Source organism: Streptomyces lunalinharesii, assembly GCF_039532155.1.
GTDB classification, from domain to species: domain Bacteria; phylum Actinomycetota; class Actinomycetes; order Streptomycetales; family Streptomycetaceae; genus Streptomyces; species Streptomyces lunalinharesii.
The window spans coordinates 26224-49246 of the sequence record NZ_BAAARK010000030.1 but is presented as its reverse complement, the minus strand read 5'-3'; the positions used below and the strand labels follow the sequence as shown (position 1 = coordinate 49246).

Below are 23023 nucleotides of genomic sequence, written 5' to 3'. Positions count from 1 at the left end.
GTTCTCCAAAGTCCAGATCGGCGTTCATATCGCCCGTCTAGGGGCGGTCATTTCCCTTTCTTCCCGTACGTGTTGCGTGTATCTGCTGACTTGTTGAGGGAGACGCGATGAGAAACCGGGTTCTTGCCGTGGCGGTGGCGACTGGCGCGGCCGTGCTCTGCCTGCCGGGCACGGCACAGGCCGCCGACCCCGGCGCGTGCACCAAGAGCCACGGCGGTCCCATGGCCACCGTGGCCTGCCAGGGCGTCCCGCCGACCACGGTCTGGCGGGCCACCGACTGGTGCGTGCGCTACGTGAACGGTCAACCCTTCGACTTCTTCGTCCGGGGCGCACAGGTGACCGGCAACGGCACCTCGGTCGTCGCCTGCGGTCCGGGCACGTACGCCACGGACCACGTCAGCGCGGAGATCCTCTACGACGGCCGCCCCCGCACCCCCATCGTCGGCTACGGGGGCAAGTGCCTCGACGTCAAGGACGGCAAGTCGAAGAAGGCCCAGCCGGTCCAGATGTACGACTGCAACGGCACGCCCGCACAGGACTGGACGCTCAACGCCAACGGCACGATCAGCGCGTTGGGCAAGTGCCTGAACGTCGTCTGGGGCGGCAAGGACAACGGCACCCTCGTCGAGATCTACGACTGCGTCGACTCGCCGTCCGAGACCTGGCAGGCACGCGACGACCGGACCCTCGTCAACCCGGTGACGGGCAAGTGCCTGGACGTCCTCGGGTTCAACACCGCCAACGGCGCACGACCGGGCCTGTGGGACTGCAACGGCGCCGAGAACCAGAAGTGGACCGTGACCCGCTGAGCACCCGAACGGGCTGTCGAGGCGGGGAAGTTCCGCCCCGACAGCCCGTTCCCACCCCGCCGGCCTTCCGTACGGCCGACGGGTCCGGTCAGCCGGCCAGGCCGAGCGCGGCCAGGCGCGTCGGATCGGTGAGGATGTCGAGTCCGACGATCCGGCCGTCGCGGATCGTGAACGACATGACGGACAGTGGACGCCCGTCGGCGAAGGAGACCACGCCGGGCGTGCCGTTGACGAGCACCAGGCGCGCATCGGCGGCGAAGCGGGCGAAGGCGATCGCCTGGGAGGCGACGTCGTCCGCGCCACGCCGCAACAGGCTCGGCAGCAGCGCGCCGCCGTCCGAGCGGGCCACGACGTCGGGGTCGAGGAGGGTGAGGAGTGCCTCGAAGTCGCCCCCGCGCGAAGCGGTCAGGAAGGCGTTCACGACCTCGCGCTTGCGTGCCTGGTCGGTGTCGGCTCCCACGGTGACGCCCTGGACGCGGCGGCGGGCGCGACTGGCGAGCTGCCGGGTGGCCGCCGAGGTGCGGTGCACGACGGGCGCGATCTCGTCGAAGGGCACGTCGAACATGTCGTGCAGCACGAACGCCACCCGCTCCGCCGGCGCGAGGGCCTCCAGGACGACCATGAGCGCCATGCCCACCGAGTCGGCGACCAGCACCTCCCGCTCGGGGTCGAGCGTGGCCAGGCCGCTGACGACCGGGTCCGGCAGCCGTACGGAGCCGTCCTGCTCGGGCAACGGCTCCTCGCGCCGCGCGGCACGCGACCGCAACTGGTCCAGGCAGACGCGGCTGACGACGGTGGTCAGCCAGGCGCCCAGGTTCTTCACCTCGCCCACGTCCGCGCGGCTCAACTTCAACCAGGTCTCCTGCACGGCGTCCTCGGCCTCGGCCAGCGTGCCCAGCAAACGGTAGGCAACCGCGCGCAGTTGCCCGCGCTCCGCTTCGAAGCGCTCCGCCAGAACTTCCTCTTCGCTCACCTGTCACGTCCTCATACCGGTGTCCGTCGGTCCCGCGACGGAACCTAATCGATCACGCCGGAAAGGCCCATGTTCCGCGCCCGTACCACCACCGCGTCCCCCGGGGGAGCACCGGATCGCGCCGGTACCGGGTCCCGGGTTCGCCACCGAGGTCGGCCGGTTCCGCCGGGCCGACCGGGACGAATCCGGCCGTGACCAACACCCTCCGGGACGCGGCGAAGTACGCACGGTCCGCCCACTCGAAAGCCAGGACCGCGGGGGAACGGCCGGCGTGCAGCCGCGTGAGTTCGGGCACCCCGCGACTCTAACCGGGCGATGCGCCGAGCCCACCACCGTTTTCCGCCGGCGAGGCGGCCCGCGCGGGGACGGCCTGCCGGACGACGAGGGCGGCGGCCAGGCATCCGGCACCGGCGACGGCCATCCCGGAGACGGGCCCCAGGGCCGTCATCACTCCGGTCGCGGCGGCCAGGACCAACGTCTCCAACGTCATCCGCGTCGTACTGAACAGCGCGGCGCCCGCCCCGCCGTGCCGGGAGGGCACGTACCGCAGCGCCTGTCCGTCCGGTACGCCTTCGGTCAGTCCGAGGGCGAGCCCCACCACCCCCGCCGCGACGAGCAGGGCCGCCGGCCGGTCGGCGACCTGGAGGACGACTGCGGTGGCGGCACAGGCCGACAGGGCCGTCGTCACCAACCACCGGGCCAGGCGACGTGCGAGCCGGGCGGCCAGCAGCGGCAGGACCGTCGACGGCACGGTCAGGAGGCTGAGCATGGCCCCTGCCTGGCCCGGACCCATGCCGTGCGCCGAACCGAGCTGCGGGAGCACCGTCAGCCCGACCACGAGCATTCCCATCAACGCACCCGTCGCCACCGCGTACGCGCGGTAGGCGGGGATCCGCAACAGGTCCAGGGGAATCGCGGGGGCGGGCGCGCGCCGTTCCAGCCGGACGAGGCGGGCCACGCCGGCCGCCGCGAGCCCCAGGAGCCCGGCCGGCCCCCACCACGGGACGCCCGCCCCGAAGCCCAGTCCGAGTGCGGTCACCACGGCGGCGACGACCACCCCGAAGAGCACGGCCCCGGCGAGGTCGAACGCTTCGGACGGCTTCGCACTGCGCAGGGCGGGAAGCCCGACCGCGCCCAACGCCGCGAGCGCGGCCACGCCGCCCGGAGCGGCGAAGACGAGCGGCCAGCCGCCGGCGGCCATGAGCACCTGGGCAACGGCGGGCCCCAACGCCAGGCTGCTGCCCAGCACGGCGCCCGCGTAGCCGTACACCCGGCGCCGCTCCTGCGGCGGGTACACGGCCAGGACCATGGACGATCCACCGGCGGCACACATCGCCGCCCCGACCCCGGCCACCGCCCGCAGCGCCACCAGCGAGGGCACGTCCGGCGCGAGGGCGGACAGCATGCCGGTGGCGGCGACGACGGCATTGCCCACGGCGAAGAAGCGGGTGCGGGCGCTGCGATCAGCGCGCGCTCCGGCCAGCAGCAGGGCCGCCGCGAACAGCCCGTTGTAGGCGAGGACGATCCACGGCCCCAGTGCCTTTGCACCGGGCATCTGCGCCGTCACTTCGGGGACGGCTGCCGTCGCACCGGTGATGGCGAGCGGAAACACCGCATCGGAGAGGAGGGCGGCCACGAGGACGCGCCGACGTTGACGAACGGACAGGACGAACACGGATGCGCTCCGGAACAAGGGGAGTCCGAGCACCACGAAGGCGCTCCTGGCCAGGGCTCAGGAGCGACGACGACAACCGGGTTGTTTGCGCCGCCGCTCTCAGCGACGGCGCACCTTGTCTGTTTCCGGCACGAGCCCACGCTAGCAGCCGGCATGGGCGTGGAGTCCCGACCTCTCACCCCCCCCCGCACATCCCACTCGAACTCGGGCTGCTCGCCGGGAAGTTGGCGGAACGGCGGGCGCCGCATTCCGTGCAACGCCGTCGCGCGGAATCGGCCGGGAGATCGAAGCGCGCCCTCGGCGAAATGCCGCCTGTCAGCAGCGAGCCCCGGTGCCGAGGCGGTAGCTCGACACCGGGGCGTTTCGCCCTTGCTTACTTGCTTGCCTGCCTACTTCTGGAAGGCGCCGTTGTTGCACCCCATGTCGGAGCCCATCTTGGTCTGCTGCGAACCGGCCGAGCCCTCGCCGTTGAGTGCGTTCCCCAGCGCGCCGTCGAGGAGGCCGACCGCACCGAGGACGTCGATGTTCAGGTCGTGCGACCGGCACTGGGTGGCCTGGGTGACGCCGAAGATCCCGTCCCTCCCGCCCCTCTTGCCGCCCTCTTCCCCGTCGCTGGAGAAGGAGTTCGTCCCGCCCTGGCTCCCACCATGGGCGATTGCGGGGCCGGCGCCGAGGAAGCCGACGCTGCCCAGAACGGCGATCACCACGGCGGCCTTGCGAAGCTTGCGCATTTCATCTCCGGTAGGTTGAACGGAAGCGATCGGAAGGCGATCGACTTCGTACGGCTATGAAAGCTAGTGCGGAATGCGTTCCAACTCCGGGTTGACACGCGGAATTTCACGTCTGCCGTAATGCGGCCCGCTCGCGCTTATCGGATAACCCGCACCCTTTGCCGGTCACGGGAATATCGGCAGCTTTACATGAAGTGGGGTGAGGGGTGCGGTCCGGCGGGGCCGTCGGCCAAGCCGGGCTGACGGTTGGTCAGCCCGGCGGGGTGCGGTGCCGCTACGGCCTGTTCCTGAGGCGGGGCCAGCGGCCCCGGCCGCCGCCCGTGGCGAAGGTCGCCACCAGGTCGGCGCCGCGGGCGGCCAGCAGGCGCCTGCGCTCCCAGCGCGAACGCGGCCGGAGGGCCGCCCGGTTGCCCGGCGCGGGGTGCGTGCGGGCGGTGAGTCGCCGACCGGCCTCGGCGAGGTCGGCCAGGATGCGTTCCCGGTGGTGCTCGTCGCGCGCACCGCGCAGCGCGGTGTACAGGCCCTCGATCTCCGCGACGGCCGCCCCGACGTGCAGATTGGTGCTGCCGACCGACGACATCCTGCCTCGCGCCACCTAAGACCTCCCAGAAAATGAGTCAATGCGTAAAACACTTTCCCAACTGCGCAACTCTGCAACCCTCTGGGGCGGCACGAACCCGTGCGGACGTGGTGCCTGGGTGGGGGAGGGGGACGGTCGTCGGGATCGGGTCTTGCTACGGACGTGGTAGCCCGGGGCCGACCTTGCCCTGCTCCTTCCGCGGGCCGGGGACGTTCGCCGTCACCCGGCCGTCCTCGGCGAGCACCACGATGGCGTCGCCCTCGCCCAGCACCAGCGGTTCGGCCTTCGCGGGGTTGAGGACCACGCCGTAGGTCGGGGGTGCGTCGCCGTGCCGGGCGAGCCGGTAGCCGATGGCGGTCTCGCCGCGTTGGCGGGCGGCCTCGATGACGGTGCTGAAGTTCGCCGTGGTGCCTGGGGTGAGGTAGTTGGCGGCCGGCTTGAGGTAGATCTCCGAGCCCTCCGGGTCGAAGAGGTCGGTGAACACGGCGTGCAGGGCCCGGTCCTCGGTGAGTTGGGTCAGCACAAGGCTGATGATCTTGGTGCTGACGATGAAGTCGTCCGCCTTGGTGACCTGGGCGATCTCCCGGTTGGCGTCGCTGTTCATCTCGGTGACGATCGAATACGGATTGGCGGTCCGGATGGCGATGTCGCGCAGGTGCAGCAGGGTCACCAGGGCGCGGTCGTCGGAGCGTTCGGGGTCGATGTCGTCGTCGGTGAGGACGATGATGTGGCTGTAGCGGTCCAGGCCCAGGGACTCCAGGGACGGCCGGAGGGTCGGTTCGCAGGGCTGGTAGCCGACCGTGAGGTGCGCCAACTGGTCCCGGAGGTCCTCGGCGGGGGGACGCAATGCCGCGACGTCGAGCAGCGCACCGGGCTCCACCAGGCGGTCCAGCAGCCGGACGATTTTGGCGCCGCGGGAGTTCCACCCGATCACGAGGGTGCGGTCGGGGACCGGCAGCCGGTCGGCGGGCGGCGCGATCGCCGACGCGACGACGTGCGGGCGGGCCTCCGCCAGCCGGATGAGGATGTCGTCCTCGGCGATCACCAGCACCTGGTCCGTGCTGCCGATGACGGTGTCCATCGGGGGGTTGATCAGGGTCGTGCCGTCGGCCCTGCGCAGGCCGACCGGAATGCCGAGGTCGAACCGGTCGAGGGCCGCCCCGTAGCCGGTGCCGGCCAGGGCGGTGGCGGGGTACGGATAGAACTCGTTGCCGACGAAGCTGAGGAGTTCGTTGAAGACGGTGGACAGGCCGGACTGTCGGTGGGACTGGACGATCAGGCGCACGGCGATGTCCTCGGCGTCGATCACCAGCGCTTCCTCGCCGGCCGCCAGTCGGGCCGCCGCGAGGTTCGGCGAATTCTGCACCGCCGCCACGATGTTCGGTCGAGTCCCCTTCCACGGGCGGCTGTTGAGGAGCAGCAGGACCTTGATGACGTCGGTGTCGCTGTCGTCCCCGACCGGCGGCAGCACCATGACGGACTTGGCCGCGTCCAGGCTCACCAACTCCAGGTCGGCCCGTTGCAGGGGGCTTCCGGAGCGGCAGACCACCCGCGTCCGGCCGGTCTCCGGGATCCGCCGCCGGATCGCGTCCTCCATCGCGACCTTGTCGCGGTCGGCGAGGATCACCACGCAGGAACGCCGTTCGCTCTGGTTGGCCTCCACCAGTTCCGCGATGACCGTGAAGACCTGCTCCGACCAGCCCAGCACGATGGTGTGCTCGTGCTCGATCAGCCGTGACTTGCCCTTGCGCAGCTCCTGGATCCGGGCCTCCAGGCCGGTGGTCAGCACACCGATCAGCGCACTGACGATGAAGATCCCGCCGATCGTCACCGTCAGCATCAGGCCCAGGAACACCGGCCCGCCGGTGTCCCCGCCCATCGTGCCGGGATCGAGCGTGCGGAGCAGGCTCATCCAGGCCACGCCCAGCCAGCCGCCGTTCTTCTCGGTGTCCGAGTTGGTGAACACCACCACCAGCACCGTCACCACGGCGATCAACGCGACCGAGGCGAGGCCCAGCCAGCCGATCAGGGCCGGCGTCCCCCGGTCCATCGTGCCGTCGAACCAGTACCGCAACCGGTCCCGCAGTCTCGCACGTGCCACGGAAGACCTTCCCCTTCACCCGATGAGGTCACTTGCGCTGTTGCGCATCCGTCAAACCTATCGTCAACGCGACGAGTTGACGTGACGTCATGGCGCGGTGCGCGGGCGCAGCGGACCCGAGCGGCTACCCGGGATGCTCGGGCGGCGGGGGCGCCGCCGCGGATTTCGGGGTGGCGAGGAAGAGCGTAGCGAGGGTGAGGGCGGCGGCCAGCCACGTGGCGGTGTGGAAGGCGTCGGCGAACGCCCGGGCCGTCTGCGGGGTGGTGCCGGCGTCCAGCGGGGACGTCGAGGTGCCCGGCGGGAGGAGCGCGCGGTAGGCCACCGCGGTGACTGTGCCGAAGATGGCGATCCCCAGGCCGGCCCCGGCCTCGTAGGCGACGGACTCGATGCCCGCCGCCGCGCCTGCCTGGGAGGAGGGCGCGGTGGACATGATGAGGTTCGAGGCGACCATCTGGACCAGGCCGTGCCCGAATCCGATCAGGGCGAGCCCGAGCGGGACGAGCGTGCCGGACGCGACCAGGACGTACCCGGCCACCGCGAGCAGCAGGCCGGCGGGGACGTCCACCCGCGGGCGTCCCACACGGGAGAGGACCATGCCGCCCACCGGGCCCGCCACCATCGCGGCCGCCGGCATCGGGATCAGGTACAGCGCGGCGTCCTCCGCCGACAGTCCGTTGACGAACTGGAGGTACTGCACCAGTTGGAGTTCGAAGCCGACCATCACCAGCACCGGCAGCACCGAGGCCACCACTCCGGCGCGCAGTCCCGGCAGCCGGAACAGGGACAGGTCCAGCATCGGGTGCGGCGCGCGCTGCTGGCGCCGCACGAACAGCACCAGGGCGCCCAGGCCCAACACGGCCGGCAGGGCCAGCTCCAGCGCTCCGACGCCGTCGTGGGTGACGGCGATGATGGTGTAGGCGCAGCCCAGGAACCCCACGATCGACAGCAGGGGCGAGGTGGCTTCCCAGGGTTGTCGCTCGGACTCGACCTCGTTGCGCAGCAGCAGCATCACGGCGGGCACGGCCAGTGCCACGATCGGCAGGTTGACGAGGAAGATCGAGCCCCACCAGAAGTGTTGGAGCAGGAGGCCGCCGACCACCGGTCCCAGGGCCGAGGCCCCGGCGGCGACGGCGCTCCAGGCCCCGATGGCCACCGCGTGGTCGCGGCCGTCGCCGAACGTCTGCCGGATGAGCGCCAGCGTGGCCGGGATGATCATCGACGCGCCGACGGCCAGCAGCGCCCGGGCTCCGATCAGGGTCAGCGGCCCCGTTGCCGCCGCGCACAGCGCCGAGGCCGCGCTGAACACCGCCAACCCCACCAACAGCAGCCGCTTGTGTCCGATCCGGTCGCCCAACGGGCCGCTCACCAGCACCAGTCCGACCATCAGCAGCGAGTAGACGTCGACGGTCCACAGCAGTTCGGGTGGGGACGCGTGCAGGTCGTGGGCGAGTGTCGGGACGGTGATGGTGAGGATGGTGACGTCCATGGCCGCGGGCAGGAAGCACAGCAGCACCACGGCCAGCACCAGCCAGCGTCGCGCCCCGACCACGGGCAGCGTGTCGATCACCGGTCCGGGCTCAGAGCCGCCTTGACTCCGACGATGAGGTCGTGCAACTCGGCCAGGTTCGGGGCGTAGAACATGCAGCTCAGTCTGCCAGTTCGCAGATCCGTCAGCTCGGTTGGCACCACACCGCGCCCGGCGTGTCGGGGCGAGGCGACGAGCGGTCCGAGTAGGCGCAGCACGTCCGGCAGGTCCAGGCCGGTCGGCAGCCCGTAGAAGTCGTAGTTGCCGACCGCGTGGGTGTCGAGGTAGTCGGGGCCGATGAGGTGCGCGCCGAACTCGTGGACGTGGCTCGACCCGGTGCGTCGGGCGTTGAGGTCGTGCAGGTAGACGACGCCGTCGCGGCCGATCGCGTCGATGCCGAAGCGTCCGCGGTAGCCGCGCCGTTGCATCTCCTCGGCCAGCCGCTGTCCGCCCTCGGTCAGCGGGCGGTACCACCAACGTTCCCGCAGTTCCCGCGCGGTGACGTTGCCGCGCAGGTGCGTGGCGCCCTCGAACAGCATGTCGGTCGTGTAGCACAGGTGCGGTGGGGCGTCCGCGGGCACCATGTACTCCACGGACGGGAAGCAGACGTCGCCGTCGAGGAACTCCTCGACCACCACCTGGTCTTCGTCGTAGAAGGTGCTCGCGGCCAGGCGGGCGGCGACGTCGTCGTCGTCGCACGGCCGGAAGATCAGCAGTCCGAGGCTGGCTTCCCCGCGGTCCGGCTTGACGATGCACGGCGTGCCGGTCGCGAGCATGCCGTGCACCGCGGCGGGCAGCTCGTGCTTGGCCGAGCAGTGCGTACCGGTCGGGATGCGGCAGGGCCCGTGGGTCAGGCCGAGGTCGGTGGCGAGGTCGCGCAGGCCCGTCTTGGTGTCCAACAGGTCGCGCAGGCCCTGCTGCGGCGGGCTCTCGGGCAACTCGACCACCAGGCCGTAGGTGCTGCGCAGGGCTTCGGCGAACCGCCACAGGTCGGTGGTGGTGGTGTGCGGGACCAGCCGCAGCCTGCGGCCCGGACCCGCGTGGGCGACCACCGCGGCCATCAACTCGGGATCGGCGAGCGCGTCGGCGAACAGCGAGCCGGTGCGGCCCGCCGGGCTGAGGTTCACCACGCCGTCGATCTCCAGGAACTTCCGTTGCCAGTCCAGGTCCCCGATCGGCTCGTAGGTGATGAGCATCTTGTCCAACGGGCCCCAGAACAGGGCCTGGTCCTGCTGGGCGTAGCACTCCGACAGCAGTTGCTCGACGTCGTCGGCGCGGACCGCGAAGTCGTGCAGGGTGTCGACCGCGTTGCACACGCAGAGGGTGGGCGTGGTCATGATGTCTCCTCGCGTAGCAGTCCGTTGCCCTCGGACACCAGGGCGACCGCGGCCGCGACCACGTGCCGGAAGAGGTCCTTGCCGAGGGCGGCGGTGGCGTTCGACGTGCTCGACAGGACGCCTTGGTTGGTCGTGCGGTCCACGTCGACGGGGTGCAGGTAGACGCCCGGGCGGGGCGGGTCGGCGTGGTCCGGTCGGGCGGCCGAGACCAGGTCCGGGCGGAGGTACAGCATCAGGCTGGTCTCGGTGAGCCCCGCGTGCTCGGCGTGCCAGCCCGGAAAGAGCGGCACCCGGCCGGCCAGCCAGTCCGTGTCGACCAGGCTCCACCAGCTCAGTGCGAGGAACTCCTTGCCCGCGGCGACCGGCCGGCGCCCCACCTCGTCGAGGGCCTCGAACAGGAACGGTTCGTTCTCGAAGTGGCCGTTGACGATCAGCAGCCGGTGCCACGGCAGGGCGCACAACGACTCCAGCGCGTCCTCCAGGAAGGCCAGCAGCGAGCCGCCCCGTACGTGGATGGTGCCGGGGAAGGCCAGTCCGCCGCCGCTCTGCGGCAACGACCGCGCGGCGATGGACTGCACCGGCAGGGTCAGGGCGTTCAACTCGTGGGCGATCTGCCGGGCGAAGGCGTCGGCGAGGAGGGTGTCCACGGACAGCGGCAGGTGCGGACCGTGCTGTTCGACGGATCCCACCGGCCACACCACGGTCCGTCCGGCGGTGGCCGTCAGGACCTCGGCGCTGCTCAGGTCGCACAGGTGCGGCCCGGCCGACCGGGGGGTCACGACCGCACCTGCCGGGACCGGTCGGCTTCGGTGGCGGGTTGGGTGACGGGTTCGGGGTCGTGGTCGGTGCGGGGCGAGCCGGCGGTCTCGGCGACGATGCGGACGAGCGTGGGGCTCATGTCGGTGTGCAGAGCGGTGTAGACCTGGGCCGCCACCGCGCCGACCCGCAGGTAGTCGTGGACGTCGCGGCCCGACTGCACGCCGCCGGAGCCCAGCAGGGGCAGCGGGAATCCGGCGCGGCGCAGCTTCCACAGGGAGGCCAGGACGAGCGGTTTGATGCCCGGTCCGGAGTAGCCGAACACGCCGCCGAGGCGGAGGTCGCCGGTCTCCGCGTGCACGGCGGCGGCCGGCAGGGTGTCGCTGATGGTCACCGCGTCCGCGCCGGCCCGGGCGGCCGCGAAGGCCCGGTCCTGGACGCCTTCGCCGCTGGCCAGCTTGACCGAGAACGGCAGTCGGGTCGCGGCGCGGGTGGCCGCGGTGTAGGCGTGCACCCGCTCGGGGACGTCGTCGAGGCCGTCCTGCTCGTTGAGGCAGGAGATGCCGAGTTCCAGCGCCCGGCAGCCCGTCGTCTCCACCTGGGCCGCCAGCGCGGCCAGTTCCGCCGGGCTGTCGGCGTGCAGCGACGCGATGACGGGGAGCCGGTCCCGCGCCAGGTCGCGCAGGATGCCCACCCAGTGGTCGACGGACCGCTTGGAGTAGGTGGTGCTGTTGATCATTCCGGTGGGCAGCCGGACGATGCGCTCGTCCAGGCCGGTCGGTGGGTTGGGGTGGATGGTCTTGGTGACCACCGCGCCCGCGCCGGAGTGCAGCAGTCTGCGGATGTTCCGCTCCTGGTCGGTGAGCAGGCCGGATCCGACCACGACCGGATTGGCCAGCTCCAGCCCCAGCACGCGTGTCGCCCTCGCCACGTCAGACCGCCGTCCTGGTCCGGCCCAGGGCCGTGAGCACGCCGTCGACGAGGAGTGCCGGGTCGGCGGCGATCTCCTTGGCGGACAGGAACGTGGCGGCGGCCACCTTGGCGAGGCCCTTGAGGAGGTGGCTGGCCGACTCGGCGAAGGGTTGGTCGGTGATGCCCACGATGGGGCGGCCCAGGGCGCTGGCCCACCCCAGTTCGATGTGCGTGCCGTCGGTGCGCAGCAGGGTGCCGTCGAGCACCGGGAGGACCGGCACGAACACGTCGCACTCGCGCATCCACGCGTAGTCGCGCACCGACACCTGGTCGGGGGTGAACGAGGCGGTGTCGGCGCCGAACTTCTCCGCCACGTGTGCGGAGAGCACGGTGGCACCGGCCCGGCGCGATTGGTCGATGGCCTGACTCAGGCATTCGCGGATGGGCGTCGCCATTCCACCGGGCACCAGGGCGTGCTGGATCGGGCCGCCGACGAACAGGGTGACGCCGCGCAGGGCGTCGGAGGTGACACTCATGGCTTTCGCGGTTCCTTTGAAAGGTTCTGCCAACGGCCAACGGCCGGGAAATCGGGCGGACTTCGGCCACCGGCAGGGAGGGGAATAGGCAGCGCAATCACATAATGCGCTTGCGGTGAATCGCAGGGACTCCGGGCGCGAAACCCGGTGGTGTCACCGGGCTGCCCGGTTGCCTCCTCGTCCCGCACGCGGCGTGCACCAGGTAGGCAAATAGACGACTAAAGGCTAGTCAGGGGTGATTCGGGTCGACAAGCCCCATCTACGCCAGCTGAAAATTTACAGCAAATTACGCATATGGTTCATAACGATCGACCGGAAATGGGGCCCGACCACCCTCGATCGATGCCCGCCGCGGTGATTCCGTGGGCGCGGAGGGTCGCTCAAGGGGTTCCGTTCCGCGGTGCTATTCGCCACCGGACGGGCATGGCCGAAACGCCGCCGAACTCGTGTGCAAGGCCCTTGTGAACGTCGCACACCGAAAAGTATCCAACGAGCAAAATCAGAGGGCGCGTTGACAGGTTCGCAAATCCTCAACTAGCTTCGATAAGCGTGCACGGTCGGCGCCATCATGTTTTCGATGGGGGCCGACCTGCCTTCGGCCGGACCGTTGCCGCGTTCTCATCTCCCTTCCTTTTCCATGCGCCGGGCGCCGGCCGTGGACTTTTCGATGAACCCACCCAGACTGGATGAACCCGCCCAGAGGGGAAACTCCTGGTGAACTCATTGCAGACCATCAAACGCATTCTGCATTCCGATGTGCTGGTGGAAGTGCCGATCGACAAGATGCAGCTCGACGACAGCCTGCGCGAGAGCTACGGCATGGACTCCCTGGGGTTCGTGGAGCTGCGCGTGCAGTGCGAGGAGGCGTTCGGCATCGACATCCCCGACGAGGCCGTCGCCGCCGGGGAGTTGGCCACCCTCGGCGACGTGCTCGCCCTGGTCGAACGCCTGTCGGGGGCCGGCCGCCCCCCGGCCGTCTCGTGACCGCGACCCCGGTCGCCCGCGACGACCGCCCCGGGGAACCAACCGGTGTGCTCGCGCGCGGCACGGACCTCCAGCTGAACCACTACGGCACCGCGCGGCTGCCGTTCGCCTGCGTGGGCGGGCGCGGCCTGGAACTCGACGTGGTCGACCTGGACCCGGCGCGCCGGGGCCGGCGACTGCGACTGCTGGACGCCAGCGCCGGCTACGCCAGCGCCACCCTGGGCGGCGGGCACCCCGTCGTGCGCGCCGCACTGGCCCGCGGCACCGGCGTCGGCAACGTCACCGACGAACTGGGCTCGCTGGAGCGGGCCGCACTCCTCGACCGGCTCCTCGGCCCCGACGGGCTGTGGACCGCGCACTTCCCCGTCGGGAACTACCACGTCAGCGGCCGCAACTCCGGGTCGGAGGGGAACGAGCTGGCGCTGCGGCTCGTGCTGGAGTCCCGGTTCGACGGCCGGCGGCTGCGCCACCACCCGGGCAAGGAACGGCGCGACACCGTCCTGGCGTTCCAAGGTGCCTGGCACGGCTGGACCGGCGGGCTGGTGCCGCTGCTCAACCGCAGGTACTACCGGGCCGGACTGCCGACGCCGGAGGCCGCAGGCCCGTACGGCGTCCGGGTCGACCACCTCCCGTTCGGCGACCCCGACGCCCTGGCGGACTACTTCGCCGCGTCGGCGGACCGGCTGCTGGCCGTCGTGGTCGAGCCGATCCAGGGCGACGCGGGCATCCTCGCGCCCCCGCCCGGCTACCTGCGCGACCTCGCACGGCGGTGCACCGCCGCCGGCGTGCTCCTCGTGGCCGACGAGGTGCTGACGTTCGCCAAGACCGGCGACTGGTTCGCCATGCGCGACGCCGACGGGCCGGTGCCCACCGACATCACCGTGATCGGGAAGTTCCTGGGCATGGGCGCGGTGTCCACGTCGATGGTGATCGCCCGCAGGGAACTGGCCGTCCGCTCCTCCGGCGCCGTGACCACCTCCGACCTGCGCCCGCTGAACTGCGCGGTGATCCGCGACGGCATCGAGCACATCGCGGCCGAAGGGCTCCTGCAAGACTCCGCGGACCTCGGCGCGCACCTCACCGAGCATCTGGACCACGCCTTGGTGGACGACCACCCCGACGTGTTCACCGAGGTCCGCGGCACCGGCGCCATGCTCGGCGTGGAGTTGAGTGCCGCGGCGGCGGACCGGATCGGCGAGCTGCGCAGCGCATTGATCGAAGCCGGGGTGTACGCGGAGTTCATGGCGGGCGCGGGGAAGCGCTCCGGCGGCCGGCGCTACGTCCATCCCACCCTGCGCATCGTGCTGCCGCTGAACGCCACCGCGAGCCAGGCCCACGAGATCGTGGACCGGGTGGCGGCGGGCGCCCGGGCGCTGCGGTGAGCGGGGGGTTCTGCACCCGGATCGAGCACGTCGACACGGACGCGACCGGGATCGTGCACTTCTCCCGCTACGCCTCCCTGATGGAGACCGCGGGCACCGAACACCTCGAAGCGCACCACGCGGGCCTGACCGCCTTCAGCGCGGCGGGCGTCGACCTGGTGGCCACGGACCTGCGGGTGACCTACCTCAACAGCGCGGTGTACCGCGACGTGATCGTCGCGGACACCCGGGTCGACCACGTCGGCGCCGCCTGGTTCGCGCTCGCCGTACGCCTGCTGCGTGCCGAGCCGGACGGCCTGCGCACCCCCTTGGTGACCGGCGACCTGGCCTTCGCCGCCGTCGACCCCGGCACCCGGCGCCCGGTCCCGCTGCCGGCGCCGCTGCGAAAGACACTGAGAGGAATCGCCCCCGATGCGGCACACGAACGAAGCGGCACCCCCTCCCACCCCGGTCCGCGCGGCGCGACCACTGGGCACCTCGGCCATCGCCGCCCTGGTGCGCGGACGCCATCCCCGCCTGTTCATCGACCGGGTGCTGGACCATGAACCGGGCGTGTTCCTGCGCAGCATGTTCGCGGTCTCGGCCGAGATGGGCGCACTCTGCGGACACCTGCCCGAGCGCGGCCTGACCCCGGGGGTGATCCTGCCCGGCAGCCACACCATGCAGGCGTTCGCCCAATCCGGCGTACTGCTCTACCAGTTGAGCAGCGCCCCGCTCGCCGACGACGAGGTGACCCTGGTGGGCACGGTCAAGTCCCGCTTCCTCGCGCCGGTCGTGCCCGGCGACCAGGTCGTGCTCGACGTGCGCGCGGACCGGCTGTCCGGCCACACCTTCTCCTTCTCCGCCGCGGTCACCGTCGAAGACCGCTCGGTCGCCGGGTTCCGCGGCGCGATGAGCCGGGTGACGGTACAGCCCGCGGGAGCCCGGCCGTGGTGACCCCGGTGATCACGGGGCTGGCCTGGGACACCCCGCTGGGCCGCGACCGGGAGGCGGTGTGGCGGCGCCTGTGCGCCGGCGACTCGGGCCTGGCGCCCGTCGACTCGCCGCACCCGCTGCGCAACACCGTCGCGGCCGTCATCGCGTCGGTGCCGTACGCCAGGGCGCCGGGCGAGCGCCAGCGGGTCCTCGCCGGACGGGCGCTGCGCTGCGCGTTCGCCGACGCCGGCCTGTCCCCGGCCGACCCCGACGTCGCCCTGGTGCTGGGCACCAGCTTCGGCGCGTCGTTGGACGAGCAGGAACCGACCCTGCATGCCTGGGCCGACGACGCGGCGGCGGACGTCGGGCACCCGGGTGCGCCGGTGTGCGTCATGACCGCCTGTTCCGCGGGGTCGGATGCGATCGCCGTCGCCGACGCCCTGGTGCGCTCGGGCCAGCGGCGCGCCTGCGTGGCGGGCGGGGTGGACGTGGTCACCGAGGCCAAGCGGCTCGGGCACTCCGCGCTGGGCACGATGAGCCCCACCGAACTGCGGGCGTTCGACCGGGCCCGCGACGGCATGCTGCTCGGCGAGGGCGCGGCGTTCGTGGTGCTCGAACACCCCGATTCCGCCCGGGCCCGCGGCGCCCGGACGTACGCCCGGCTGCGCGGCGCCGGCGCGGCCAACGACGCCGCCGGGCTCACCGCACCGGACCCCACCGGACGCGCCGTGGTGCGCGCGGTGGAACGCTGCCTGGCGAGAGCCGGCCTGGCCCCCGCGGACATCGCGGTGATCAACGCGCACGGGACCGGGACCCCGCTCAACGACGAGGTGGAGGCGCGCAGCCTGCTCCAACTCTTCGGCACGGAAGGCCCGTTGGTCTTCGCCACCAAGGGGGCGTTCGGACACAGCCTGGGGGCCACCGGGGCGATCGAGGCGGTGGCGACGGTACTGGCCCTGCGCCACCGAAGGGTTCCGCCCGTCGTCGGGCTGCGCACGCCGGCGGCCCCGCTGCGGCTGGCCACGGGATCGACGCAACCCGTGGGCCCCGGCGCCGGTTTGAGCCTGACGTTGGGGTTCGGTGGGTTCAACACCTGCCTGCTGTTCGAAGGGGTGAGGGCGTGACGCACGTACCGCCGGGCACACGGGTGCTGGGGTCGGCAACGGTCGTCGCCGACGACCCGAGTGAGCACGCGAGGAACCGACCGTCCTTCTACGCCGACCCCGCGGCCTGGCTGGTGGCCGAGACCGTGGACCGGGCACTGGCGGACTGCGCGGAGCACGTGCTCGCCGCCGCCGACGACACCGCGATCCTGGTGATGAGCGCGACCGGCACCGAGCGGACGATGCGCCGGATCGCCGGCGCGGTGCCGCGCTCGCGGGTCTCACCCCTGCGCTTCGCCGGCGCCAACCCGGGGGTGCTGGCCGGGCTGCCCGCCCTGCACCACGGGCTGCGCGGGCCGTCGCTGCTGTTGGCCGGACACCCGGACGCCGCCGCCCCCGTGGCGGGCACCGTGATCGCCGGATGGCTCGGGGACGGCCACGCCCGGCACGTCCTCCTGGTCGGCCTGCACACCACCGAGGGAGACCGCGTAACGTGCTGCTGCCTGGTACTGACCCGTGCCGGGGAGGACCGGTGAACGGCCTCACCCGCTCCGCGGTGGCCGACTTCCTGTCCCGGGTCGACGGCGCCCCGGCCGGCACCGGCGCCGCGCCGGGCGGGGTGGACGACGTGCTGGCGGACCTGGCCGGGCTGGGCCTGGCACCGGGCGACGCCGTCGTGCTCTGCCTGGCCAACGGAGTGGCGCTGCTGCGCGTGCAGTTCGCGTCGTTGCTGCTCGGCCTGGTGCCGCTGGCCGTGCCGCCCAGCACGCCGTGGCAGCGGGTGCGCGCACTGGCCGGGCACGTCGGGGCCGGCGTGGTGGTGACCACCCGGCTGACCGGCACCGGGCCGTGCGCTTCGGTGGGCGGCGCGTTCGCCGTGCCGACCGGACACCCGACCACCCCGTACCGGCCGGGCGAGATCCTGCTGTCCACCTCCGGCACCTCGGGCATGTTCAGCGCCTGCGTCCACCGGGTCTCCTCGCTGCTGCACAACGCCCGCCTGCACGCCGCCGCCACCGGCATCACCGCCGGTGACACCCTGCTGGTGAACCTGCCGCTGTACTACTCCTACGCGCTGGTGGCCCAGGCGTTCGCCGCGTATCTGACGTCGGCGCGGCTGGTGCTCGACGGACCGCCGTTCTCACCGGTCGCCTACCGCGACGCGATCACCACGCACGGCGTCACCCATTCGTCGGTGACCCCGACGATCGCCCGCCAACTGCTGGCCGCCCCCGCATTCCTGCCCCGGGGCCTGCGGACGCTGGCGGTCGGCGGGGACCGGCTCGCGCCCGCGGAGGTGGCGGACCTGCTGGCCGCGCGCCCCGCCGGGGAGCTGTACCTGACCTACGGACTCACCGAGGCCGGGCCGCGCGTCTCGACCCTGGCCGCGCACGCCGAGCCGGCGCACCGCTACGGCTCGGTCGGCCGCACGCTGCCCGGCGTGCGCGGGTCGCTGCGCGAGGTGCGGGACGGCGTGGGCGAATTGCTGGTCGAGTCCGACACCGTGCTGCTGCGCCGGGTCGGGGAGTCCAGCGGGCGGGTCCTGCTGGCGCCGCGGACCATCGCCACGGGTGACGCCTTCTCCCTCGACGACGGCTACCTCACCTTCCACGGGCGCCTGTCCGACTTCGTGGTGCTGCGCGGCGAGAAGGTCTCGCTGAACACCGTCCGCCAGGCCGCGCACGCCATCCCGGGGGTCGTGCACTGCCTGCCCGAAGTGGTCGACGAGGACGGCACGCACGTGCTCGACGTCCACCTGTCGGTCACCGCCTCCCCGCCCGGCGGCGAGAAGGCGCTGCGACGCCTCCTCAACTCCCAACTCCTGCCCGCCGAACGCCCCCGCGCGGTGTTCATCTCCACCGCCGACCCGGAGACCTTCCGCAAATGACCGTCCGCCTCGGTTGCACCGTCCCGACGGGCCTCCCGCCCGGCGAGCTCCGCGCGTTCGCCGAGACCGCGGAACGCCTCGGGTACGACCACCTGTCCGTCCCGGAACACCTCGTCTCCCGCACTCCCGCCTACGAGAGCCTGACCCTGGTGGCGTTCCTGGCCGCCGTGACCACCCGGATCGAACTGGCCACCGCGATGACGATCCTGCCGCACCGGCCGGTGGTGCTCGCCGCCAAGCAGGCCGCACAGCTCGCCGACCTCAGCGGTGACCGACTGCGGTTGGGCATCGCCGTCGGCGCCGATCCCGCGGAGTCCGCCGCGCTCGGCGTCGCCCGGGGTTCCCGCGCGGCACTGTTCGAGGAACAGGTCCGTGCCCTGCGCCTGCTGTGGACGCGGCCGGACGCGGAGTTCGCCGGCGCGCACGTGGCGTTCTCCGGAGTCACCCTCACCCCCCGGCCGCGTCCGATCCCGCTCTGGATGGGCGGCGGCACCCTGCGCACCGGAGGCAGACCGGGCGCCCTGCACCGGATCGCCACCCTCGCCGACGGGTTCACCATGTCCGGCCTGCTCGCCAACCGGACCCGCCGCGGTGCCGCACTGATCGCCGAACTGCGCAAGGCGGTGACCGAGGCCGGCCGTGACTGGGCCGCCTTCGGGACGGAGGCCCGCCTCCGTCCCGCCCCCGGTCGGCCCGACGCCTGGCGCGCGCTGGCCGATGCCTGGCGGTCCGCCGGCGCCACCCACCTCACCGTCACCACCGACCATCGCTCCCAACTGGCAACCCTGCACGCGGCGTTGAGGGGATAGCCGGAGGGAACGCCGACGACCCGGCGGCCCGTCGCACCGCGTCAGGCGGTGTCGAGGGTGTCGGTGACGGTGGAGGTCGGGGTGTGGAGGACGGCGTCGAACGCTTCGACGACGGGGGTGTGGAGGTAGGCGCTCTGGATCCGGATGCGGTCGGGGCCCGGGGGGAGGTCGGTTCGCCCGGGGGACCGGGGGCGTGCCGGCCGGAGGTCGGCGAGGCCGAGCCCGAGTCCGGCGTCGGTGAAGGCGGCTTCGATGCTTCCCGGTTCGGCCGGCCCCAGCGGGGTGGCGTCGATGGTGAAGCCGAAGCGGGCGTTCTCGTCGCGGGGCATGTCCGCGGTGTGCCCGGTGGTGCTCGTCAGGGCGAGGGGGCGGTAGGCGGCACCGAGTGCGCGGTGCAGGTGCTGCCCCATGGGGAGCCCGGTGAGGTGGCCGTCGAAGGAGACCGGGGTCCGCTGGATGTGGGCGTTGTGCGCCGCCAGTACGACGCGGGTCCCGGGTTCGAGGCGGTCCAGGTGCCACAGCACCGAGCGGGCCATGTAGGCGTCGCGGGCCGAGGTGTCGGCGGTCAGTCCCGTGCCGGCGAAGAGGCCCGCCATGGCGCGGAAGGTGTAGTCGGCGTGGCAGGCGCCTTCGAGCCGGCGCAGGGCGACGTCGTAGTCCTGCTGGTCGCCGCGGGAGACGTACAGCGGTTCGAGGGCGCGGAAGCGGATGAGCAGGCGCGTCAGGAGCGCACTGAGGGCGTCCTGTTCGGCGGTGGCCAGGCGGGCCCACGCGGGTGCGGCGACGGCGCCGGAGCCGGCGGCGAACGTCGCGGCGATCCGCAGCGCCTCCTGGAGCGCGGGCAGCGTCTCCGGGTCGATCCGGTGCAGGTAGTCGGCGACCGGCGTCAGGGCGGGTAGCAGGGAACCGCCCGCCGCGGGAATGTCGACGCCCGCGAAGCGCACCGGCGTCGGGGCGGTGCGGTTGTGGCGGCGCAGCCACCGCAGCGGTGCGTCGAGTCCCACGGGAACGGTTCCGGCGAGGTGTGCCGCGAGGGCGTCGTCCGTTCCCTCGCCCCGGGCCCACGCGTCGAGGGCGAAGCCTTCGCTGAAGCCGTACTCGAAGGCCAGGACGGTGAACCCGCAGCGCTCGACCAGGAACCGCAGGATGCGCTCGCGCAGGAGCGCGAACTCCTGGATGAAGTGGGAACTCTCGCCGATCGCGACGACCCGGGCGTCGCCGACGACGGCACGCAGCGGCTCCAGGTCGTCGAGCGGCGCTTCGGGGTCGAGGTGGGCCAGGGCGGTGGCGTGGGTGCGGAGCCAGTCGGCGAACGGGTCGGGGTGGGGCGAGGCAGGCATGCCGGCGGCTCGCTTTCTCGGGAGGGCGGGGTGGGCGGGTCGTCGTGCGGGCGGTCGCTGCGGGGCCGATCGCCTCGCGCGGGGACCGTTCAACGGCCCCTCAACCAAGGGGCGTTGGACGCTGCCGTTTGTGTTCAGCTCCGCTCGGGTGCCGCGTTCTCCAAGTCGTCGACGCTGCCGGCCATGATGGTGCGGACGTGCGCGGTCAGGTGTGGGAGGGGCCAGTCCCACCAGGCCAGCGCGAGGAGGCGGTCGACGTCGGCGTCGCCGTAGCGGCGCCGGATGAGGCGGGCGGGGTTGCCGCCCACAATTCCGTAGTCGGGAACGTCGTCGACGACCACCGATCCGGCGGCGATGATCGCTCCGTGGCCGATGCGGACGCCCGGCATCACCATGGACCGGTAGCCGAACCAGACGTCGTGGCCCACCACGGTGTCGCCCCGTCCGGTCAGGCCGGTGAGCAGGTCGAAGTGGTCCGACCAGGAACCGCCCATGATGGGGAACGGGAAGGTCGAGGGGCCGTCCATGCGGTGGTTGGCGCCGTTCATGATGAACCGCACGCCCTCGCCCAGCGCGCAGAACTTCCCGATGACCAGCTTCTCCGGCCCGTAGTGGTACAGCACGTTGCGCGTCTCGAAGGCGGTCGGGTCATCGGGGTCGTCGTAGTAGGAGAACTCCCCGACCTCGATCAGCGGCGAGGTGACGAGCGGCTTGAGCAGCACCACCCGCGGCTGCTCGGGCATCGGGTGCACCACGGTCGGGTCGGCGGGCACGGGCGGCGTCATGGAACGTTTCCTTCCGGGAGAACGGTGGGGACTTGGGGGAGGGCGGCCCAAGGAGTGGGGTCGAGGAGCGGGGGCGAGGAACGGAGTGAGCAACGGACGCCGAGGGGTGCCTGAGCGCCGTTCGACGGGCGGCTGCGGGTCGGCCGCGTGCGGGCCGCGCGCCCGGGTCGGGCCTCAGCAGGCGGCGGCGGACGGTGCGGTCGCCCGCAGGTCCAGGCGGGTGCCCTGCCAGCGCCGACGCAGCCGGCGGTCGTGGCTGACGATGACGAGGGTGCCGTCGTACCCGGCCAGGGCGGCTTCCAACTCCTCGACGAGGGCGGGCGAGAGATGGTTGGTGGGCTCGTCGAGCAACAGGACGTCGGACGGCTCGTCCAGCAGCCGCGCCAGGGCGAGCCGCTGCAGCTGCCCGGTGGACAGCCGGCCGACCGGCACCGCCAGATGGTCGGGGTCGAACAGGCCGAAGGACAGCAGCCGTTCGGCCTGCGCGTCGGCCGCTCGGGCCCGCCCGCGGGCGAACGCCGCCAGCACGGTGTCGTCCGGATTCCCGGGCCGCGGCTCCTGGCTGAGGTAGCCGATCCTGCCGCGGCGGCCGACCTGGCCGGCGTCGGGGGCCAGTTGCCCGGCCAGGACCCGGAGCAGGGTGCTCTTGCCCGCCCCGTTCGCCCCCGTGATCAGCAGGCGGTCGCCGGCCGTGAGGGTGAGGTCGGTGCGGGCGAGTCGGCCCGTGACGGCGACGCCGGCGGCATCGAGCACGAGGCCGTCCAGGCGACCGGCCCGCAGGACCGGGGCGAAACGCAGGGGTTCCGGTGGCGGCGGGACCGGGTCGGCGACGAGGCGGCGCAGTCGCTCCTCGGCGTTGCGCACCCGGCTGGCCAGGGACTGCTGCACCCGGCCGCCCGCCCGGTCGTAGGCCATCTTGTTGCCGTCCTTCATCGCCCGGCCGGGGGCCACCTGGCGGGCGGTGGTCGCGGCGGTCTCCCGGAGCCGGTCGACGTCGGCCCGCCACTGCTCGTGCGCCTGGGCCCAGCGCTGCCGGGCGGCCGCCTTCTCGGCGAGGTAGCCGGGGTAGCCGTTGCCGTACCGGTCGACCTGGTGCCGATCGGCGTCCACCTCCAGCAGGGTGGTGGCGACCCGTTCGAGGAAGACCCGGTCGTGGGAGACCGCCACCGTGGTGCCGCGCCGGGCGCGCAGGTGGTCTTCCAGCCAGCGCAGGGCGTCGTCGTCGAGGTGGTTGGTCGGCTCGTCCAGCAGCAGCACCTCCGGTGCGGAGGCCAGGACGGCCGCGAGCCGCAACCGGACCCACTCGCCGCCGGACAGGCTGCCCACGGTGCGCTCGCGGCCCACCAGTCCCAGGCCGAGACCGTGCAGCGCACGTTCCACCCGGGCGTCGGCGTCGTAGCCGCCGCGCAGCTCGAAGACCGTCATCAACTCCCCGTATGCGGCCATGCCGGACTCGTCGCCGTCGGCCATCGCGGCCTCCAGGCGGCGCATGCGCCGCTCGATCGCGCGCAGGTCGCCGAGCGCCCGGTCGACGACTTCCTGGACGGTCGCCCCCGCCGCCAGTTGCTCGTCCTGGGCGAGGTAGCCGACCCCGCCGGTGGCCTGGACGACGACCTCGCCCTGGTCGGGCCGTTCGCGCCCGGCCAACAGGCGGAGCAGGGTGGACTTGCCGGAACCGTTCTCACCGATGATCCCGGTGCGCTCGCCGACGGCGAGCGAGCAGGTCACGGCGTCAAGGACGAGCCTGCCGCGGAAGGACTTGCTGACGGTGAGCGCACTGATCTGGGTGGGCATACAGGGTCTCCAAAGCATTCGGGAACGAGGTGACGGTGCGGGGCCGTGCGGCCGGGCGAACGCTTCGGAAGAGCATGGTCACTCCACT

22 protein-coding genes are annotated in these 23023 nt (G+C 72.5%); 9 read left to right on the top strand and 13 right to left on the bottom strand.

Annotated features, from left to right (window positions below):
* Window positions 1–107: 107 nt before the first annotated feature.
* A complete protein-coding gene (locus ABD385_RS31740) occupies window positions 108–809 on the top strand; it encodes a ricin-type beta-trefoil lectin domain protein (RefSeq protein ID WP_344582509.1) in 702 nt (233 codons plus the stop codon).
* Between the two features lie 88 nt (window positions 810–897).
* On the opposite strand, the gene ABD385_RS31735 is transcribed toward ABD385_RS31740, so the two are convergent.
* From ABD385_RS31735 to ABD385_RS31690, 10 genes are all read right to left on the bottom strand, one after another.
* A complete protein-coding gene (locus tag ABD385_RS31735) occupies window positions 898–1782 on the bottom strand; it encodes a sigma-70 family RNA polymerase sigma factor (RefSeq protein ID WP_344582508.1) in 885 nt (294 codons plus the stop codon).
* Between the two features lie 304 nt (window positions 1783–2086).
* On the bottom strand, window positions 2087–3493 hold the full coding sequence (locus tag ABD385_RS31730) for an MFS transporter (RefSeq protein ID WP_344582506.1): 1407 nt from the start codon (window positions 3491–3493) through the stop codon (window positions 2087–2089).
* A 353-nt stretch (window positions 3494–3846) separates the two neighbouring features.
* Entirely contained in the window at window positions 3847–4188 is a 342-nt protein-coding gene (locus ABD385_RS31725) for a hypothetical protein (RefSeq protein ID WP_344582505.1), read from the bottom strand.
* A gap of 274 nt (window positions 4189–4462) precedes the next feature.
* Entirely contained in the window at window positions 4463–4783 is a 321-nt protein-coding gene (locus tag ABD385_RS31720; RefSeq protein WP_344582503.1) for a hypothetical protein, read from the bottom strand.
* Window positions 4784–4922: 139 nt separating this feature from the next.
* Complete coding sequence (locus ABD385_RS31715) at window positions 4923–6869, bottom strand: CASTOR/POLLUX-related putative ion channel (protein WP_344582501.1); 1947 nt, start codon at window positions 6867–6869, stop codon at window positions 4923–4925.
* Between the two features lie 124 nt (window positions 6870–6993).
* Window positions 6994–8436, bottom strand: a complete 1443-nt coding sequence (locus tag ABD385_RS31710) for an MFS transporter (RefSeq protein ID WP_344582500.1) — start codon at window positions 8434–8436, stop codon at window positions 6994–6996.
* Complete coding sequence (locus tag ABD385_RS31705; RefSeq protein ID WP_344582498.1) at window positions 8433–9731, bottom strand: ATP-grasp domain-containing protein; 1299 nt, start codon at window positions 9729–9731, stop codon at window positions 8433–8435. The genes ABD385_RS31710 and ABD385_RS31705 overlap by 4 nt, the downstream gene beginning before the upstream one ends.
* The gene (locus ABD385_RS31700; RefSeq protein WP_344582497.1) at window positions 9728–10510 is read right to left on the bottom strand and encodes a creatininase family protein; all 783 of its coding nucleotides are present in this window, start codon (window positions 10508–10510) and stop codon (window positions 9728–9730) included. The genes ABD385_RS31705 and ABD385_RS31700 overlap by 4 nt, the downstream gene beginning before the upstream one ends.
* Complete coding sequence (locus tag ABD385_RS31695; protein WP_344582495.1) at window positions 10507–11418, bottom strand: beta/alpha barrel domain-containing protein; 912 nt, start codon at window positions 11416–11418, stop codon at window positions 10507–10509. Before ABD385_RS31695 ends, ABD385_RS31700 begins: the two co-directional genes overlap by 4 nt.
* Window position 11419: 1 nt before the next feature.
* On the bottom strand, window positions 11420–11935 hold the full coding sequence (locus tag ABD385_RS31690) for a nucleoside 2-deoxyribosyltransferase (protein WP_344582493.1): 516 nt from the start codon (window positions 11933–11935) through the stop codon (window positions 11420–11422).
* A 714-nt stretch (window positions 11936–12649) separates the two neighbouring features.
* Between ABD385_RS31690 and ABD385_RS31685 the strand changes: the two genes are divergently transcribed.
* The 8 genes from ABD385_RS31685 to ABD385_RS31650 are packed head-to-tail and all read left to right on the top strand — an operon-like array spanning window position 12650 to window position 19016.
* The gene (locus ABD385_RS31685) at window positions 12650–12919 is read left to right on the top strand and encodes an acyl carrier protein (protein WP_344582492.1); all 270 of its coding nucleotides are present in this window, start codon (window positions 12650–12652) and stop codon (window positions 12917–12919) included.
* Window positions 12916–14301: an aminotransferase class III-fold pyridoxal phosphate-dependent enzyme gene (locus ABD385_RS31680; RefSeq protein ID WP_344582491.1), complete on the top strand. Its 1386-nt coding sequence runs from the start codon at window positions 12916–12918 to the stop codon at window positions 14299–14301. The genes ABD385_RS31685 and ABD385_RS31680 overlap by 4 nt, the downstream gene beginning before the upstream one ends.
* Window positions 14298–14846: an acyl-CoA thioesterase gene (locus tag ABD385_RS31675; RefSeq protein ID WP_344582489.1), complete on the top strand. Its 549-nt coding sequence runs from the start codon at window positions 14298–14300 to the stop codon at window positions 14844–14846. The genes ABD385_RS31680 and ABD385_RS31675 overlap by 4 nt, the downstream gene beginning before the upstream one ends.
* Window positions 14833–15237, top strand: a complete 405-nt coding sequence (locus tag ABD385_RS31670; protein WP_344582488.1) for a 3-hydroxyacyl-ACP dehydratase FabZ family protein — start codon at window positions 14833–14835, stop codon at window positions 15235–15237. The genes ABD385_RS31675 and ABD385_RS31670 overlap by 14 nt, the downstream gene beginning before the upstream one ends.
* Window positions 15231–16340 (top strand): beta-ketoacyl-[acyl-carrier-protein] synthase family protein, encoded by a 1110-nt coding sequence (locus tag ABD385_RS31665; RefSeq protein WP_344582486.1) that lies wholly within the window; start codon window positions 15231–15233, stop codon window positions 16338–16340. The genes ABD385_RS31670 and ABD385_RS31665 overlap by 7 nt, the downstream gene beginning before the upstream one ends.
* Window positions 16337–16855 (top strand): polyketide synthase, encoded by a 519-nt coding sequence (locus ABD385_RS31660; protein WP_344582484.1) that lies wholly within the window; start codon window positions 16337–16339, stop codon window positions 16853–16855. The genes ABD385_RS31665 and ABD385_RS31660 overlap by 4 nt, the downstream gene beginning before the upstream one ends.
* A complete protein-coding gene (locus ABD385_RS31655) occupies window positions 16852–18207 on the top strand; it encodes a class I adenylate-forming enzyme family protein (RefSeq protein ID WP_344582482.1) in 1356 nt (451 codons plus the stop codon). The genes ABD385_RS31660 and ABD385_RS31655 overlap by 4 nt, the downstream gene beginning before the upstream one ends.
* Entirely contained in the window at window positions 18204–19016 is an 813-nt protein-coding gene (locus ABD385_RS31650; protein ID WP_344582480.1) for a TIGR03619 family F420-dependent LLM class oxidoreductase, read from the top strand. Before ABD385_RS31655 ends, ABD385_RS31650 begins: the two co-directional genes overlap by 4 nt.
* Window positions 19017–19057: 41 nt before the next feature.
* Here the strand turns inward: ABD385_RS31650 and ABD385_RS31645 are convergent, their stop codons facing one another.
* From ABD385_RS31645 to abc-f, 3 genes are all read right to left on the bottom strand, one after another.
* Window positions 19058–20356, bottom strand: coding sequence for an erythromycin esterase family protein (locus ABD385_RS31645; RefSeq protein WP_344582479.1), 1299 nt, complete (start codon window positions 20354–20356; stop codon window positions 19058–19060).
* A gap of 134 nt (window positions 20357–20490) precedes the next feature.
* Window positions 20491–21141, bottom strand: coding sequence for a CatB-related O-acetyltransferase (locus ABD385_RS31640; protein WP_344582477.1), 651 nt, complete (start codon window positions 21139–21141; stop codon window positions 20491–20493).
* A gap of 174 nt (window positions 21142–21315) precedes the next feature.
* Window positions 21316–22935, bottom strand: a complete 1620-nt coding sequence (gene abc-f / locus ABD385_RS31635; protein ID WP_344582475.1) for a ribosomal protection-like ABC-F family protein — start codon at window positions 22933–22935, stop codon at window positions 21316–21318.
* Window positions 22936–23023: the final 88 nt, after the last annotated feature.